The sequence below is a fragment of the Paraburkholderia fungorum genome (genome assembly GCF_046026025.1).
In the GTDB taxonomy this organism is placed as follows: domain Bacteria; phylum Pseudomonadota; class Gammaproteobacteria; order Burkholderiales; family Burkholderiaceae; genus Paraburkholderia; species Paraburkholderia fungorum_E.
On sequence record NZ_JAQQFL010000014.1, the window covers coordinates 26,546 to 44,058 of the forward strand.

A 17,513-nucleotide genomic window follows, 5' to 3' on the forward strand; every position below is an offset into this window, starting at 1 on the left:
CGGTGCAGCGCCATTTGCACAGCGGTTGCGCGCCTGTTGTGTGCCGATTATGTGCCGATCGTGTATCGGTTATGTACCGGTTGTGCGCCGGTCGCCCAACCCTTTTCAAGCGCGAGCCCACGCAGCGAAACCCGCGCGCCCTGCCCCCTGCAGCACCGAATCGTTCTGTGGCGTATGGATCCGCGCGCACAGCACGTCGCGATAGTGACGCTCGAGCGGATTGTCACGACTCAGGCCGGGATTGCCGCTCGCCTCGAGCGCCAGTTGCACGGCCTCGATGGCCTGATTCGTCACCGTGTATTTGACGAGCGGTGCTTCGTCGAGCGTCACGCGTTCGGCATGCGCGCTTGTGTCGAGCAACACGCGATTGCTGAACAGCAGCGCGTCAATGCGACCGAGCGTCTGCTGGAACGCGGGCAGGCTCGCAAGCGGCGCGCCGAGATTGCCCGGTGTGCGCCCGGCGGCCCATTGCGCGAACCAGTCACGCGCGGCCCGCGCGACGCCGTCATACACCGCGGACAACAGCACGCTCATCCATGCAAAACCGAGCGGGTCGAGTCCGGCACTCGGCGCGCCGGGCAGATGAACGTCGACCGCATGACTGGCCGGCACGAGCACATTGTCGAACACGATTTCATGACTGCCCGTGGCGCGCATGCCGAGATGATTCCATTCGCTGCCGACGCGCACGCCGGGCGTATCGCGATGCACCAGCCACACGCCGACGCGCGGCGGTGTCTCGTCGCTGCGCGCCCATACCGCGAGCCAGGTGAGGCCAGGGCTGCCGGTCGAGTACAGCTTGCTGCCGTCGATGATCCAGCCGTCGGCGCTGCGCTTCGCGATAGTCGACGGCAGACCGCCGCGTGCCGGCGAACCCAGCTCGGGTTCGACGCGCAGTGAGTTGATCAGCGCGCCATCGCGCACCGCGTCATGCGCCACACGTTCACGCAGTTCCGCAGGCCAATGCGGATTGCCCTGCAAACGATGCTGAAACAGGTACTGCATCACCAGCACCAGCGCCGTGGACGGCTCGCCGCGCGCCACTGCACGCACCACCTTCAAGGCTTGCGGCAAGCCGGCACCCGCGCCGCCAAGCGACGCGGGCACCGTCAACGAGAGCAGATCGAGTTCGTGCAAGCGCGCCAGATTGGCGTGCGGAAATTCCGCCGTGCGGTCGTAATGAGCCGCGCTGACCGCGAACTCGCTTGTGAGCCGTGCGAGCACTGCGTCGAACGCAACGCTATCGAGCGGTGGATGACGGCGCGTCACCGCGCTTTCGGCAATCGGGGCATTCATACCAGGACTCCAGGAGAGCGCATCAGCATCAAGGCAGCGGGAAGCTGCGATCGAAACTCGTACGCACGTCGAGATGCGCGCGGATCACGTTGGCGGCTTCATACGTATCGGCAGTGCGCTGCTGGGCGGTGACGACGCTGTCGTCAATCGCGACCGGATGCACCTGGCCACGCTGATAGACGGTTTTCAGCACATCGGTCGGCAGGCCGGTGACTTTCGATTGCATCGCCGCCACTTCGTCGGGATGCGAAAGCGCCCAACGCTGGCCGATCGCCACGCGTCGCAGGAAGTCGGCAAGTTGCGGGCGTTTGTCCGCGATCGCGCGTTCGGTCGCGACCTGATAGCTGAGTCCTTCGGACAGGCCGACACCGTTCGCGATGATGCGATCGTGATCGCGCGCCTCGCCGAGTGCCGTGTACGGGTCCCACACCGACCATGCATCGACGCTGCCCGACGCCAGCGCCGCCTTCGCATCGGCGGGTGCGAGAAAGACGAACGAGACGTCGGTGAGCGGCACATTGGCCTTCTTCAGTGCAGCGAGCGCGAGATAGTGACCGATCGACCCGCGCGTGGTGGCGATGCGTTTGCCCTTCAGACTCGCCGCATCGTACAACGGCGATTGGGCGCCGACGACGATCGCCAGATCCAGCGGATTCGACCGGGTTGCCGCAACGGCCCGGACCCTGGCGCCGGCCGCGAGCGCGAACACCAGCGGTGCATCGCCCAGACCACCGACATCCACCGCGCCGGCATTCAGTGCTTCGCCGAGCGGTTGCGCCGCCGGAAAGTTGAACCACTCGATCTTGTACGGCAGCTCTTTCAACTGACCGGACGCCTCAAGAATGCCGCGCGTTTGCAGGGACTGGTCGCCGACTTTGAGCACCGGCAGATCCGCGGCATGAGACTGCGTTGCGCTAACGCTCGCGCACAGGGCGAAGATTGCCGCGCCGAGCGGTTTGGACACCGCGCGTTGCCAGACGGATAAGGTGGATACGGTGGATAAAGTGGACAAAGACGAGCGGGAAGTCAGCATAGCGGCGGTTGCGTCGGAGCATTCAGATGATGTGCCATCGACGATAAGGCACGCATCTGTATAAGACAAACGCATTATTCTGCTAAGCAAATATGCGAATTTTCTTGAGCGGCCACGCATGCGCGCGCATCGATACGGGTATCATCGAACGCACAAAACTCTGCCTCCATAGCGCACTCATTGAGCCACCGTTCACCATGAAGATCGACGAAATCGACGCATACGTCACCGTCATTCGCTGTCAGTCGTTGCAACAGGCGGCGCTGTCGCTCGGCCTCACGCAACCGGCGATCACGCGCCGCCTGCAGAACTTCGAGGAGGCGCTCGGCGTCGAACTGCTCGACCGCAACACGCGTCCGCTCAAGGCAACGGCAACAGGCCGCATCGTCTACGAACAATGCCGTGTAATCCAGCGCGAACTCGACGTGCTGCGCGAGATCGTCGCCACTGATACGCCGCCGGTCGGCACGCTGCGCCTCGGCGTCGCGCAGACGATTGCCGACATCGCGCTCACCGACGCGATGCGTGGTCTCAAGGCGGCCTATCCCGATCTGCAAGCACGGGCTTCGACCGGTTGGGGCAGCCAGCTACTGCAACGCGTCGAACAGGGCGAGCTCGACGCCGCCGCGATCCTGCTGCCGAGCAACAAGACTTTCGGCGAAACGTTGGCGGCGCGCTCGCTTGGCCGCGTCAAGCTGGCGGTGGTCGCGCGGAAAGGCACGTTGAAAAAGCACGCGCATACGCTGGCGGAATGTCAATCGATCGGGTGGGTGCTGAATCCGGATGGCTGCGGCTTTCGCGACGGACTGCAACGCGCGCTAACGGGCCTGGGGCTCGCGCTCAAGCTCAACCTGGAAACGCTCGGCACCGAACTGCAATTGCAACTGGTGGCCGACGGCAACGGCCTCGGACTCGTGCCGTTGCCGCTGCTGCAAGCGAGCGCTCACGCGGACGCGCTCGACATCGTCTCGATCAGCGACTTCAAGCCGCTCATCGATATCTGGCTCGTGCATCCGCGCGTGCTGGGTAAATTGCAACAGCCGGTCGAGCAGTTCGGCACCGCAATCGAACGGCAGTTCAAGGAAACGCGCGTGCAGCGCGCCGCCTAAGTTGGCACCTAAGTTAGCGCCTAAGTTCGCACCTAAGTCCGCGCCTCAGAGCACGCGAAAGCCATGCGTACCGTCGCGCCCAAGTTGAGCGACGAGCCCGTACTCCCATTCCAGATACGCGTTCATCGCTTCGTGCGCGTTATCGGTTCCCTCATACGGACGACGATAACGATCGATGCGCGGCGATGCCAGACGCGTCTCACCGCTCTCCACGGCGAGCCCCGCTTCGATCCACGCACTCGTGCCGCCGCTTAGCACCTGCACCGGCTTACCCGTCAACGCCGCCAGCTCAGGCGCGGCGAAGCGCGCAAGGAGACTGCTGCCGCACGTCACCACAAACCGTTGCGCATCGGGCAGCTTGCGCAGCGCCTGCGCGAGTTGCCCACGAATTGCGAACCACGCGCCCGGAATATGGCGCTTCACATAGTTGGCGCTGGTCGTGAAATCCAACACGACCGTGCCCGGCGACTGCAGAAGCGCAACGAGTCCGGCGGGCGTGATCTCATCGACTTCGGGCGGCGTGGGCGCATACCGCGCGGCGGGGGCCGGGCCTTTCTCCGCGAAGTCCGCGTTGTTCAAGCCGTCGACGACGTACACCTCGACGTTCATCTGCGCAAGCCACGACGCGGTCATGTTCGCGCGCACGCCGTCGTTGTCGGCGAGGATCACGCGCGCGCCGCGCACCGGCGCGAACATGTCGGTCTCCTGCACGAGTTGGCCGCCGGGCGCATTGCGAAAACCGGGCACGTGCCCCGCTTCGTATTCCTCCGGCGTACGCACGTCGAAACGGTAGACCGTGCGTACCGCTTCGTCGGCCCAGCGGCGCGCTTCGTCGCGCGAGGTGCGTGCCACCCTCGCCCGATCGGCTACCGCGCGCGCGGAATCGGCGGCGGCGAGACGCTGCGTGTCGTCAACGATCGGGTCGAAGCGGCGCGTGCTGCCGTGCGCGAGCGCCTGGCCCGCGAGCGTCCAGCCGATGGTGCCATTGCGCAGCGCCGCGACCGGATTCGGCACGCCCGCATTGATCAGCGACTGCGCGCCGATGATGCTGCGCGTACGCCCCGCGCAGTTGACGACAATTCGCGTGGCGGGGTTCGGCGCGAGTTGCCGTGCGCGCAGCACCAGTTCCGCGCCCGGCACACTAACGCTGCCGGGAATATTCATGGTCTGGTATTCGTCGAAGCGGCGTGCGTCGAGCACCACCACATCGGCTTCATGATCGAGGAGCGCCAGCACCTGTGGCGCGCCAAGAGACGGCGTATGGCGTTCGCTTTCGACCAGTTCACCGAACGCCTTGCTCGGCACGTTGACGTCCTGGAACAATTCGCCGCCCGCCGCGCGCCAGCCTAGCAGCCCGCCGTCGAGCAGCGCGATGTCGGTATAACCCAGCTCGCTCAGACGGTTCGCGGCAGGTTCGGCGAGCCCTTCGCCGTCGTCGAACACGACGAGCGCCACGTCGCGGCGCGGCAAGCGCACCGGCGCGTCCAGTTCGAGTCGCGACAGCGGCAGATTGGCCGCGAACAGCGGATGACTGCGCGCGTGCGGATCTTCCTCGCGCACGTCGACGAGCGCGATTTCTTCGCGTTCGAGCAGTGCGCGGCGCACATCTTTGAATGATCGGATACGGAACTCTTTGGCGATACTCATGAGATCAGGGACTCCCTCGAAACATTCCAGATATTTGGCAACACGTCATTCGAGTAGCCGGAGATAAACGTTTTGCGCCCTCCGCCGGCAGGATAGACGGAGCGCGTCACCGCGCCAATGTTCCCACCGTACACGTGAATGCTGATCGACGTACGGTCGTGAAAAGCATTGCTCACCCGATGGATATCGCCAATGCGCGGCGACACGGCATCCACCGCCCCGGCTTCGAGGCGCTTTGCCGCCCCCGCTTCCTCCAACGCGCCGCCTGGCGTGACGCGAAATCCCTGAGCAATTTCCGCACCACGCAACACGCCGATCAAACCCCATACGGTGTGATCGTGCACCGGCGTCGACTGGCCCGGTCCCCATACAAAACTGACGACTGAAAAACGCTGCTGCGAATCGGCGTGCAGCAGGAATTGCTGATAACGCTCGGGATCGGGCCGCGCGAAGGCGTCGGGCAACCAGTCGTCATGGGCGATCAGTTCGCGCAACGCGGCACCGCCCGCGTCGAGCAGATGGGCTTCGGGCGCATGTTCATCGACGAGCGATGCAATCCGGCCGACGAACGCGCGCAGCCGGTCCGGCCTCAAGGTTTGAGTCATCGAATGATCAGAAGGTAGGTGGGTTTGATTCGATTAGGTTTGGGTACGTGCGGATATGTGCGGATATGTGCGGATACGTTCGGTCACGCACCGCGGGCGAGCGCGGCGTTGAAGGTGTCGGTCCACAACGGTGCAACGTCGACGTGCCGGTCGATGACCGCCGCACGCGCGAAGGTATCGGCAACCAGCTGCTCGCTCGCGATGTCCGCCGCCGTGACGCCGGTCACGCGGCGTGGCTGGCTCTGGTTGCGATACAGCGAGCGAATCGCCTCCTCGGGAACGCGCAACTCCGCGGACAACACCTTCGCATACGCATCCTGATGCTGGCCGAACCACGCGCAGGCGCGTTGCAGCCGTACCAGCAGATCCGCCGATGCGGCGCGCCGTTGCGGGTCGGCAAGCACCGACGGATGACCGTAATACAGGTAATTGCCGGACAGATAGCCGTTGGCGTTTTTCAGCACGCGCGCGCCCGCTTGCGAGATCGCCAGCGGCACGTTGTAACCGTAGATCGCCCAGGCATCGAGCGAACCGGCGTTGAACGCGGCGAAGCCGTCGCGCGGCGCGAGCGAGGTGGCCTGAATATCGTTGAACGAGAGCCCCGCCTCGTCGAGCATGCGCAGCAGGTAGTAATGCGTCGTGGTGGCGCGCAGATAGCCGACGCGTTTGCCCTTCAGATCGGCGATCGAGCGGACCGTGGAGCCCTTCGGGACCAGCACGACCTGATTGTTGACGTCGTCCTTGTAGACGGCGATCACACGCACCTGGGCGTTCTGCAGGCGCGCGAAGATCGGTGGAATCTCGCTGCCCGAGGCGATGTCGAGCGAGCCGCCGTTCATCGCCTCGACCATCGCGTTGCCGGACTGAAACTCGGACCAGTCGATGGTGTAAGGCGTGTTGGCGAGGCCCGCGGTTTTCAGCAGCGTGGCGTCGCCGCCTTTGTAGGTTGCGACGCGCAAACGGACCTTGCTGAGATCGACGTGCGGATCGGCTTTCTCGCCGGCGGCCGGCGCGGCTCCTGCAGCGGCGGTCGAAATCAGGCCTGTGCCGGCCGCGCCAAGCAACGCGGCCGCCGGCAGCGCGGACACGAACCGGCGGCGCCGGAGCGAAACCGGCGAATCGAAACGTTGGGTCATCGTGTGGGGCCGTTCAGGTGAGGACGTCAGGCTCGGCTTCGACCAGCCCTTCCAGCAGGCTCTGGAACGCAAATAGCGCGCCGCCCGGGCGGCCTACCTGCTCGTGCGTGAGCGTGGCGATGTCGTGCGGGATGGCCTGCGGCGTGCCGGCGGCTTCGGCGAGCAATTGCGCGTGGCAGGCGTTATCGAGCGCGATATACCACCAGGCCGCCGCCTCGACGCTCGGACCCGCCGTGAGGATGCCGTGATTCTTCAGGATCACCGCTTTTCGTTCGCCTAGCGCGGCGGCGATACGCGCGCCTTCATCGGTATCGAGCACGACGCCGCGGAAGTCGTCGAACAACGCGTGGTCCTGATAGAACGCGCACGAGTCCTGCGTGAGTGGATCCAGCGTGCGGCCGAGCGTCGACCAGGCCTTGCCGTACAGCGAATGCGTGTGCGCGGCGGCGACCACATCGGGGCGAGCCTCGTGAATCGCCGCGTGGATCGCGAAGGCGGCCTGATTCAACGGCCCCTCGCCGACCACGATCTCGCCTTCTGCATTCACCAGCAGCAGATCGGACACGCGGATGCGGCTGAAATGCTTGCCGAACGGATTGACCCAGAAGTGATCGGGCCACTCCGGGTCGCGCGCGGTGATATGGCCGGCGAGACCCTGATCGAAGCCATAGCGCGCGAACAGGCGGAACGCCACGGCGAGCCGTTCCTGCCGATAGCGCCGTTCCGCCGCGATGCTTTCACGCGGCGCGACGTCGTCGAACCAGAATTTGCGCAGCGGCGCGTGACGCTGGAGCGGCGCCGTATCCGGCGTGGTGTGCAGCCTGGGGGCGCTTTGCGGCGCCGGGGTGTTTTGCAGCGCGGCGGACAGATCGGTCATCGTGGCTCCGTTCAGGCGGCCACGCGCTCGACGCGCGCAATCCGTTCGCGGGTGGCCGGAATCAGTTCACGGCCGTAGTCGATTGCGTCTTCGAGCGGATCGAAGCCGCGCACGAGGAAAGTCGAGACGCCGAGCGCGTAATACTCCGCGAGCGTGTCGGCGACCTGCTCGGGCGTGCCCACCAGTGCGGTCGAATTCGAGCGGCCGCCGATTTCCTTGGCGACGCCGGTCCACAGACGTTCATCGACGCGATCCGATTCACCGGATGCCGCGAGCAAGCGCCGCGCGCCTTCGCTTTGCGCCGGGCCGCCGACGCCGAGCCCTTGCGCCGCGCGTAAGCGCTTCGTTTCTTCGAGGATGTGCTCTGCGCGTTCCCACGCGGCCGCCTCGGTCGCGGCAAGAATGGGCCGGAACGACACCGAGAAGCGCACCGTACGGCCGTGTTTGGCAGCTTCGGCTCGTACGCGGGCGACCTGTTCACGGACTTGCGCTTTCGATTCACCCCATAGCGCGTAGACGTCCGCGTGACGTCCGGCGATTTCGAGCGCGGGTGCCGACGCCCCGCCGAAGTACACGGGGATATGGGGTTGTTGCACCGGTTTCACTTCGGAGAAACCTTGTTCGAAGCGATAGTACTTACCGTTGTGATCGAAGGGTTTCGTCTCGGTCCAGATACGGCGCAGGATGTGCAGGTATTCGTCGGTGCGGGCGTAGCGTTCGTCATGCGACAGGTAGTCGCCATCGCGGCGTTGTTCGGCGTCGTCGCCACCGGAGATGAAGTGGACGGCGAGACGGCCGCCCGAGTAGTGATCGAGCGTTGCCAGTTGACGCGCGGCCAGCGTGGGCGCGACGAAGCCTGGGCGATGCGCGAGCATGAAGTGCACCTTGCTCGTGACGCTGGCCGCGTGGGCGACGGTGAGGAGCGCGTCGGGGCTTGTCGAATGATGCGGCACGAGAATGCGGTCGAAGCCCGCGGCTTCGTGGGCGCGGGCGAATTGTTCGACATAGCCGATGTCGACGACCGGACCTTGCGGTGCGTGGGTTTCAGACACCTTGCGGGTCTGGATCATGCCGATGAATTCTATGGACACGGTGTGTGTCTCCCTAGGTGGTGTTTTTTTGCCCGGCGGGGCTGGGGCTTTTTTTTGCTCCGTTCGAAGGGTTTAAGGTAGCAGCGCTACATGCGGTTGTTAAATATTGATCGGACATATCTATATCGGGTTTGCATGTAACGGGGGGAGTTTTGTTGCTGTGGCGGGGTTGGTGGTTGTTGGCCTGCGGCGTTGGCCTTTCCTTGCTTTGTTAATGGTCTATCTTGTCTGTGAGCCTACGGCGTTGGCCTTTCCTTGTTTTGTTAGTGGTCTATCTTGTCTGTGAGCCTACGGCGTTGGCCTTTCCTCGCTTTGTTAATGGTCTATTAGCGTTGCCCCTGTGCGGGGCGGCACTCACTTCTCTTTGCCTGCCGCAAAGAGAAGTAAGCAAGAGAAAGCGGCTCACACCGCCAGCTCATAAGCGGGTCCCCCGCACAGCCACGGTAGTGGTACATCTGGAATCCGTGTCCTCGCACACTCCGCGCTGGTGACAAGGCGCTCATTCGCTCCCACTCCGCACTACGTGCGTCGCGGATGGGTCTGCCAGGGAAACCAGGGGGATTCGGTTGGGTGTGGTCGGAGCCAGCCCTCGCCGAATGAGGTGTGAACGCGAAAACATAGCAGGCAGCTTGTGAAATGCGCTACGGCGCGCAGCGCCGCCGGAAGAATGAGTGCCTTGTCACTCACGCTAAATGTGCGAGAGCACTGATTCCAGATGCACCACTACCGTGGCTGTGCGGGGGACCCGCTTATGAGCTGGCGGTGTGAGCCGCTTTCTCTTGCTTACTTCTCTTTGCGGCAGGCAAAGAGAAGTAAGTGCCGCCCCGCACAGGGGCAACGCTAATACACCACTAAGAAAACAAGGAAAGGCCAAAAAAGTCAGAGCAAGGAAAGGCCAACGCCATAAAAACACAGCCAAAACAGACCACTAACACGGCAAGAAGAAAGGCCAAAACCGCAGGCATACAACCAGGCGCCGCGAAGGCCCACCCCAGCCTGGACAGGCAAAAACCAAAACCAAAACCAAACCCTTCCACAAACATGGACATACCAGAGCCATCAGCACAAAACCAAAACCTTTGCCAAAATGCCCCATCGCGCGAAAGCGCCCAAAACACCACATGAACAGAAAATGATCCCCTTCTCAGTCCTGGACCTATCGCCGGTCACCCTCGGCGCCACCCCCGCGGACGCGTTCAGAAACACCCTGGACCTCGCCCAGCACGCGGAACGCTGGCACTACCGCCGCTTCTGGCTGGCAGAACACCACAATATGTCCGGCATCGCCAGCGCAGCCACCTCCGTCGTGATCGGCCACGTCGCCGGCGGAACGAAGACCATCCGCGTCGGCTCCGGCGGCATCATGCTGCCGAACCACGCGCCGCTCGTCATCGCGGAACAGTTCGGCACCCTCGCCTCGCTCTATCCAGACCGCATCGACCTGGGCCTCGGCCGCGCACCCGGCACCGATCAAAGCACCGCCCGCGCACTACGCCGCGATCTGCAAAATAGCGCGGAGTCTTTCCCCGATGACGTCGTCGAGTTGCAACGCTATTTCGCCGACCCCGTGCCCGGCCAACGCATTCGCGCAGTCCCAGGCGCAGGGCTGCATGTGCCGCTTTGGTTGCTCGGCTCGTCGCTTTATAGCGCTCAACTGGCCGCGGCACTCGGCCTGCCGTTCGCGTTCGCGTCGCACTTCGCGCCCGACCACATGTTCACCGCGCTAAAGGTCTATCGCGAACAATTCCGTCCGTCGGCAACGCTCGATAAGCCGTACGCCATGGTCGGCGTCAATCTGTTCGCCGCCGATAGCAACGACGAGGCGCGGCATCTGTTCACTTCGCTGCAGCAGCAATTCATCAACCTGCGGCGAGGCACGCCCGGTCAGTTGCAAGCGCCAGTCGAGCGGATCGAAGCATCGGAAGCGGAGTTGAACGGCGTCGCGCATTCGCTCGCCTGCTCCGTGATCGGCGATCGCGATGTGGTACGCGAAGGACTGCTGTCTGTTATCGATCAGACCGGCGCGGATGAGTTGATGCTGACCGCGCTGATCTACGATCACGCGGCGCGCTTGCGCTCGTTCGAGATCGCTGCGCAAGTGCGCGAAGAATTGAGCGCAGGCAAATAGACATCCCGGTAACGAATAAACACACCGGCGCCTGGCAGCACCGGAAACTCGCAAAAAGGGCGGCGCCTCAGCAAAGGACCGCCCTTCTTCTTGTCAGTCGGCTGGCTGCCCCAAGCACGCGAAAATCAGGCTGCCCTGCCGCAATCGTCACCGCGCCCGGTCAAGCCAACCGGGTTCAAACTCACCGATTCGCCGGCAGCGCCGCCAGCCCATGGAGCAGCGCCCGATGAAACGCCTGCGGATCCTGCATCTGCGGCGCGTGCCCCAAATCGGCGAATTCGACCAGCGTCGCATGAGGAATCGCCTTCGCGGCAGCCTTGCCCAACTCGGGATAGTGCCCGATCTTCGCGCGCACCTCGGGGGGCGCCGCGTCCTTGCCGATCGCGGTCGTGTCCTTCTGGCCGATCAGCAAAAGCGTCGGCATGCTCAGGTGGCCCAGTTCGTACACCACCGGCTGCGTGTAAATCATGTCGTACAGCAACGCGGAATTCCACGCGACGATCTGCTTGCCGGGGCCGCGGTACATTCCCGCCAGCATCTGGACCCACGGCTCATAGTCCGCGCGCCACTGGCCGGCGTAATACGTAGCCTGTTCGTAGCGGCGAATGCCGTCCGCCGTTGTCTTCAGCTCGCGCTCGTACCATTGGTCGACCGATAAAGACGGGACGCCCTTCGCTTTCCAGTCCTCAAGGCCGATCGGATTGACCAGCACCAGTTGCTCGGTCTCATGCGGATACATCAGCGCATAGCGTATCGCGAGCATGCCGCCGGTCGAATGGCCAATGATGGTCGCGTCGGTCACGCCGAGCGATTCGAGCAACGCATGCGTATTGCGCGCCAGTTGCTGAAAACTGTACTGGTAGTGTTCCGGCTTGCTCGATTTGCAAAAGCCGATCTGGTCCGGCGCGATCACCCGATAGCCCGCGTCGCTCAGACGATGAATGGTGGTGTCCCACGTCGCCGCGCAAAAATTCTTGCCGTGCAGCAATACGGCTGTACGGCCATTCGCATGCGCCGGCTTGATATCCATGTACGCCATGTGCAGCGCCACGCCTTGCGAGGTGAAGTCGTATTGTCCGACCGGCGCCGGATAGTCGAAGCCCTGCAACTCGGGGCCGTACGCCGGACCGCCATCGCCGGCGGCTGCAACCTGAGCGCCGCCGACGGACGCAGGACCGGGCGAGGCAGCCAAACCACCCGAACTGACCGCACTCCCTGCAACAGCAGCACTGGCCGGCGTAGCGGCGAACACACCTGGCGCGGCAATCAGCGCGCAGACGCTCAGGATGGCAAACAAAGACTGGCGGCGAAAATTCATCGATAGTTTTCTTGCAGAGAGAAATCGGCGTGAAGGAGCGTGAAAGGCGTGCGAACCACGCGAGCCAGCAAGGCAAGGCCCGCGCCCCGTTCAGAGCGGACGATTCTACGACGCGCCGCCGGACTTTGCTGCCGGGCGCGCAAGCCGACGACGGCATCGGCCGGCGTGGCACGCATATTGCGGAGGTTCACCTTACGTTCTATGTGTCGTGGCGCACGGATGCGGTCCGCGCAAGGGTTGATCGTTCGCAAGGCGGCCGCAGGAGTGACGTCCGCGCAATCAACACTATTCACTCGCGGCAAATCGGTGCTAGAACTAGCAAACAGGCCCGCGAAAACAGAGCCGCCTGGCAGCACGAATCAATGACGCCGAACGAGAGCGAAAGACCATCCCGGGCATACAAATCAGCAACCAGGTTGCATGGACCGGAGTAAGCGCTGTGGGGCCGGAGTAAGTGCTAAAGCACTAACCCCGGCCGACGCGCCCACTCCGGCCGACAAAGGAGACAGACATGGAAACTCCGGCACGGCTGAACGATCTGCAACGCACCACCCTCGCCATTGTCCTTGCGGGTGGACGGGGCACGCGGCTCGGGCCGCTCACCAACAAGCGCGTCAAACCGGCGGTGCACTTCGGCGGCAAATACCGGATCATCGACTTCGCGCTCTCCAATTGCCTGAACTCCGGCATCCGCCGCATCGCGGTCGTCACGCAATACAAGGCACACTCGCTATTGCGCCACCTGCAGCGCGGCTGGGGCTTCCTGCGCGGCGAATTCGGCGAATTCATCGATCTGTGGCCGGCGCAGCAACGTGTGGAAGGCGCCCACTGGTACCGCGGCACCGCCGACGCCGTGTTCCAGAATCTCGACATCATCCGCTCGATCCGGCCGAAATACGTGGTGGTGCTGGCGGGCGACCATATCTACAAGATGGACTACACGCGCATGATTGCCGATCACGCGGAAAGCGGCGCGGATTGCACGGTCGGCTGCATCCAGGTGCCACGCATGGACGCCGTGGCTTTCGGCGTCATGGCCGTGGATGAAAACCGCCGCGTGACCGGCTTCGTCGAGAAGCCCGCCGATCCGCCCGCCATGCCGGGCCACCCGGATTCGGCGCTCGCCAGCATGGGCATCTACGTGTTCAGTGCCGATTACCTGTATTCGCTGCTCGAAGAGAACATCTCGAGCCTCGAGACCGAACACGACTTCGGCAAGGACATCCTGCCACGCGTCGTCACGCAAGGCTCGGCGATCGCGCATCCGTTCAGCATGTCGTGCGTGTCGTCGGACCCGACCGTGGAGCCGTACTGGCGCGACGTCGGCACGATCGACGCCTACTGGGCAGCCAACCTCGACCTCGCCTCCACCATCCCGACGCTCGACCTGTACGACCGCAACTGGCCGATCTGGACGTATCAGGAGCAGTTGCCGCCCGCCAAGTTCGTACGCGACATGAAAGGCTTGCAAGGCACCGGCAACAATCTGATCGTGTGCGGCGGCTGCGTGATCTCGGGTTCGCAGATTTCGCGCTCGGTGCTGTCGTCGAATGTGAAAGTGAGCTCGTTCTGTAACATCAATGAGGCAGTCTTGTTGCCACAGGTCACCGTCGGCGCGAGCTGCCGGCTGCAAAAAGTGGTGATTGACCGCGGCTGCACCATTCCGGACGGCACGGTAATCGGCGAAGATCCCACGGCCGACGCCGAACGCTTCTATCGCACCGAGGACGGCGTCGTACTGGTGACGCCCGAGGCGCTGCGGCCAACCGGCAAGTGATGGGCGCGTGAGCTTTGTCCCAACGGCAAAACCAACGGGCGCTCGTTGCCGCCGCCCGTTGCCGCCGCTTATGCCACTGCTTATGCCGCCACTTATGCCGCCACTTATGCCGGCCTGACGGCAAACCCGCCCTAACAGGAACGAGACCGAGCCTATGACGATTCGCGCCCTGCACGTCGCAAGCGAGCTGTATCCCCTCCTCAAAACGGGCGGTCTCGCCGACGTCGCGGGCGCGTTGCCGCCCGCGTTGATCGAGCGCGGCGCCGACGTACGGGTGCTGCTGCCCGGCTTTCCCGCGGTGGTCGCCGGCTTGACCGACTTGCGGCCGGTGGCACAGTTGGGCCGCCGTTTCGACTCACCGGGCGTCACGCTCGAACAGGGCACGGTGCCGTCGAACGGTCTGATCGTCTACGTGATCCGCGCCGGCACCCTGTACGACCGGCCCGGCAACCCCTATCTGAACGACGAACACGTACCGTACGGCGACAACGCGCAACGCTTCGCCCTGCTCGGCTGGGTTGCCGCCCAACTCGCGCAGCACCTCGACCCGGCGTGGGCGCCGCAGATCGTCCATGCGCACGACTGGCACGCCGGACTCGCGCCGGCCTATCTGAAGGCGGCTGAGCGGGAGCACGGCCGCTCATTCGCGCGCAGCGTGTTCACGGTGCACAACCTCGCGTACCAAGGGGTCTTTCCGGCCCATCAGTTCGGCCAGCTGGCACTGCCGGACGACTTCTTCAGCATGCACGGCGTGGAATTCTATGGACAGTTGTCGTTCCTCAAGGCCGGTCTCTACTACAGCGACCGCATCACCACCGTCAGCCCGACCTACGCCCGCGAAATCCAGACTCTCGCCCAGGGCGGCGGGCTCGACGCCCTGCTGCGCCATCGCTCGCACGATCTGAGCGGCATCCTGAACGGCGTCGACTACTCGGTGTGGAATCCCGCCACCGACGCGCTGCTCGACGATCACTACACGGCCACCCGTCTGGCCGGCAAGCTGGCCTGCAAGGAGGCGCTGCAGAAGCGCTTCGGCCTCGCGCAGAAAAGCGACGCACTGCTATTCGGCGTGGTAAGCCGGCTCACCGAACAGAAAGGCCTCGACCTGCTGCTCGAAACCGTCCCCGAGATTGTCAAACGCGGTGGCCAGCTAGTGGTGTTCGGCACCGGCGACCCGGCACTCGAAAACGGTTTGAAACGGGTCGCACAGACGCATCCGGAATCGGTGGCGGTCGAACTGGGTTTCGACGAAACCCTCGCGCATACGATCGTCGCGGGCAGCGACGTGATCGCGGTGCCGTCGCGCTTCGAACCCTGTGGGCTCACGCAACTGTACGCGCTGGCTTATGGATCGCTGCCGCTGGTGCATTGCGTTGGCGGCCTGGCGGACACGGTGGTCGATGCCTCGCTGGAAAATCTCGCCGACGATCTCGCCACCGGCTTCGTGTTCGAACGATTCGAGCCGAAAGGCCTTGCAGCGGCGATCCGCCGCGCGTTTGCGCTGCATGAACGCCGCACCGAATGGAAAGCCACGCAACGCCGTGCGATGCGTCAGGATTTCGGCTGGGGCGCCTCGGCCGAGCGCTATCTGGCGCTGTATCGCGAACTCGCCTGATTTCCTCGTTTGATGGTTCGGCGCAACAACACGGGGACGGATCAACTCGCGCGTGACAAACTCATGTATTGTTTTCTCTCTGTGCAGATCGCACATTTTTCTTGCACTATCTAAAAGAGTAAAAGAGGCACGCCGCTTCGGGCGCCCGGCCAAGACCGGTCCGTCATCGCGGCCGTCCGTCCGTTCTCATTGATCGCGCAGCCCTGCTTGCGTGGGCCACACCATGACGAAAAACGTTCTGAGCATCCAGTCACATGTCGTCTTCGGGCACGCCGGTAACAGCGCGGCCGTGTTTCCGATGCGCCGGCTCGGCGTCAATGTCTGGCCGCTCAACACCGTGCAGTTCTCGAATCACACGCAGTACGGTCATTGGACCGGCAGCGCGATCGAGGCATCGCAAATGGAAGAACTCGTCGAAGGGATTGGCGCAATCGGCGTGCTGCCGCGCTGCGATGCCGTGCTGTCGGGCTATCTGGGCACGCCCGAACAGGCGCAATCCGTGGTGGAGATCGTCAAGGCCGTGAAGGCGGCCAATCCGCGCGCGTGGTACTTCTGCGATCCGGTGATGGGCGCCGTGAGCGGCTGCAAGGTCGAACCGGGCATCCAGGAATTTCTGGTCCGCACCATGCCAACCGTCGCCGATGCCATGGCGCCGAACCACACCGAGTTGCAGCGTCTCGTGGGCCGCGAGATCGAGACCCTTGAAGAAGCCGTGACCGCGTGCCGCGAGGTCATCGCCCGTGGACCGAAGCTCATGCTGGTCAAACATCTGCTCGATCGCAACAGCCCCGCCGACCGTTTCAACATGCTGGTCGTCACGGAGCGTGAGGCATGGATGGGCCAGCGGCCGCTCTACCCGTTCGCGCGGCAGCCGGTGGGCGTCGGCGATCTGACGAGCGCGGTGTTTGTCGCGCGTACGCTGCTGGGCGATTCGATCCGCGCGGCCTTCGAGCACACGCTGGCCGCCGTCAACGCGGTAGTTAAGGCGACCTGGCAGGCCGGGCGCTATGAACTGGAACTGGTGGCCGCGCAGAACGAAATCGCGCAACCGCGTGAATGGTTCGACGCCTGGGTCGCGGAGACGGCCTGAAACGGTGTAGCACGCCTGGCGTGCGGTTGCCCTCAATCTGAACATGCAAGCCCGCACCTCGTGTCACCGGCTCGCCGAAGCTGCACGCGGCACGCAACCCACATTTGTCAATTGAGCGTCCTATAATGCGTGCCGCGTGGGTTCAGGCCGCCAGCCGCCTACGCCACAATTTTTTGGCATCCGGGCGTTCGGCATTCAGGCATCCGGCATTCAGCAGACGAGGCATCGATGGACGGTTATATCCGCAGCGAGCGGGAAGAATTTTTTGAGCAGTTGTGCATGAGCGTCGACGCGGACGAAGCGCACGAGCAGGAAGCGATCGAGTTCTTCGAGAGCCAGTTCGACCAGGCCGACTTCGACCCCGCGCAGTGGCTCGACATCGCGCTTTACTATTCGCCGGCGGTGGCGCGCGGCATCGTCGAGATGGTGACGCCCGACGACAAGGCGCGTAGCAACATCGCCGAAGTCATCGCCGACAATCTCGACATTTCGTACGGCGAGAACGAGTGCCAGCAGTTCGCCGAGACCATCGAATTCGCGTTGAACAACGGCGTGCCGGTGGATCTCGATCTGGTGCTCGACGGCTGCCAGCGCGCGATCGACGATCTCGACACCTGGGCCGACGAAGAAACCAAGGCGCCCCTGCTGCGTCTGCGTGAAGAGTTGCTGCGCCAGCAAGGCGAGCATTGACGGCATCGTTTTAGCTGACGGCCGATCGCATCCGGCGATTCGGCCGCCTCCCGCATTTTTGCCGGTGCTGCGCGGAAGTCTGTTTCCGCGAAGCACCACCG

Annotated in this window: 14 protein-coding genes; 6 read left to right on the forward strand and 8 right to left on the reverse strand. The window is 63.9% G+C overall.

The genetic code is table 11. The annotated features are described in order from the left end of the window. Positions 1 to 105 precede the first annotated feature (105 nt). Together PQR67_RS17015 and PQR67_RS17020 are read right to left on the reverse strand one after the other, a co-directional pair. A complete protein-coding gene (locus tag PQR67_RS17015) occupies positions 106 to 1,296 on the reverse strand; it encodes an acyl-CoA dehydrogenase family protein (protein WP_408461361.1) in 1,191 nt (396 codons plus the stop codon). Positions 1,297 to 1,324: 28 nt separating this feature from the next. Beyond that, entirely contained in the window at positions 1,325 to 2,329 is a 1,005-nt protein-coding gene (locus tag PQR67_RS17020; RefSeq protein WP_408461364.1) for an ABC transporter substrate-binding protein, read from the reverse strand. A gap of 197 nt (positions 2,330 to 2,526) precedes the next feature. Here PQR67_RS17020 and PQR67_RS17025 point away from each other — a divergent pair, with 197 nt between their 5' ends. Then, a complete protein-coding gene (locus tag PQR67_RS17025) occupies positions 2,527 to 3,438 on the forward strand; it encodes a LysR family transcriptional regulator (protein ID WP_408461367.1) in 912 nt (303 codons plus the stop codon). A gap of 45 nt (positions 3,439 to 3,483) precedes the next feature. Here PQR67_RS17025 and PQR67_RS17030 read toward each other — a convergent pair whose 3' ends face one another. The 5 genes from PQR67_RS17030 to PQR67_RS17050 all read right to left on the reverse strand — a co-directional run bounded on the left by PQR67_RS17030 (position 3,484) and on the right by PQR67_RS17050 (position 8,794). Further along, positions 3,484 to 5,085, reverse strand: a complete 1,602-nt coding sequence (locus PQR67_RS17030; RefSeq protein WP_408461370.1) for a rhodanese-related sulfurtransferase — start codon at positions 5,083 to 5,085, stop codon at positions 3,484 to 3,486. After that, the gene (locus PQR67_RS17035) at positions 5,082 to 5,690 is read right to left on the reverse strand and encodes a cysteine dioxygenase family protein (RefSeq protein WP_408461373.1); all 609 of its coding nucleotides are present in this window, start codon (positions 5,688 to 5,690) and stop codon (positions 5,082 to 5,084) included. Before PQR67_RS17035 ends, PQR67_RS17030 begins: the two co-directional genes overlap by 4 nt. A gap of 83 nt (positions 5,691 to 5,773) precedes the next feature. Then, positions 5,774 to 6,826 carry an ABC transporter substrate-binding protein gene (locus PQR67_RS17040; RefSeq protein WP_408461376.1) on the reverse strand — a complete coding sequence of 351 codons (1,053 nt, stop codon included), beginning with the start codon at positions 6,824 to 6,826 and terminating at the stop codon, positions 5,774 to 5,776. A 13-nt stretch (positions 6,827 to 6,839) separates the two neighbouring features. Continuing rightward, a complete protein-coding gene (locus PQR67_RS17045; RefSeq protein WP_408461379.1) occupies positions 6,840 to 7,703 on the reverse strand; it encodes a class II aldolase/adducin family protein in 864 nt (287 codons plus the stop codon). 11 nt (positions 7,704 to 7,714) lie between these two features. Then, positions 7,715 to 8,794, reverse strand: coding sequence for an LLM class flavin-dependent oxidoreductase (locus PQR67_RS17050; protein ID WP_408461382.1), 1,080 nt, complete (start codon positions 8,792 to 8,794; stop codon positions 7,715 to 7,717). Between the two features lie 1,132 nt (positions 8,795 to 9,926). Here PQR67_RS17050 and PQR67_RS17055 point away from each other — a divergent pair. Then, positions 9,927 to 10,922 (forward strand): LLM class flavin-dependent oxidoreductase, encoded by a 996-nt coding sequence (locus PQR67_RS17055; protein WP_408461385.1) that lies wholly within the window; start codon positions 9,927 to 9,929, stop codon positions 10,920 to 10,922. A 181-nt stretch (positions 10,923 to 11,103) separates the two neighbouring features. On the opposite strand, the gene PQR67_RS17060 is transcribed toward PQR67_RS17055, so the two are convergent. Further along, the gene (locus PQR67_RS17060; RefSeq protein ID WP_408461388.1) at positions 11,104 to 12,240 is read right to left on the reverse strand and encodes an alpha/beta fold hydrolase; all 1,137 of its coding nucleotides are present in this window, start codon (positions 12,238 to 12,240) and stop codon (positions 11,104 to 11,106) included. A 511-nt stretch (positions 12,241 to 12,751) separates the two neighbouring features. Between PQR67_RS17060 and glgC the strand changes: the two genes are divergently transcribed. The 4 genes from glgC to PQR67_RS17080 all read left to right on the forward strand — a co-directional run bounded on the left by glgC (position 12,752) and on the right by PQR67_RS17080 (position 17,412). Then, the gene (gene glgC / locus PQR67_RS17065; RefSeq protein ID WP_408461391.1) at positions 12,752 to 14,017 is read left to right on the forward strand and encodes a glucose-1-phosphate adenylyltransferase; all 1,266 of its coding nucleotides are present in this window, start codon (positions 12,752 to 12,754) and stop codon (positions 14,015 to 14,017) included. 154 nt (positions 14,018 to 14,171) lie between these two features. Beyond that, a complete protein-coding gene (gene glgA / locus PQR67_RS17070) occupies positions 14,172 to 15,632 on the forward strand; it encodes a glycogen synthase GlgA (protein ID WP_408461394.1) in 1,461 nt (486 codons plus the stop codon). A 223-nt stretch (positions 15,633 to 15,855) separates the two neighbouring features. Further along, positions 15,856 to 16,722 carry a pyridoxal kinase PdxY gene (pdxY, locus tag PQR67_RS17075; protein ID WP_408461397.1) on the forward strand — a complete coding sequence of 289 codons (867 nt, stop codon included), beginning with the start codon at positions 15,856 to 15,858 and terminating at the stop codon, positions 16,720 to 16,722. 228 nt (positions 16,723 to 16,950) lie between these two features. Further along, a complete protein-coding gene (locus PQR67_RS17080) occupies positions 16,951 to 17,412 on the forward strand; it encodes a hypothetical protein (RefSeq protein ID WP_408461400.1) in 462 nt (153 codons plus the stop codon). The last annotated feature ends 101 nt before the right edge of the window (positions 17,413 to 17,513 follow it).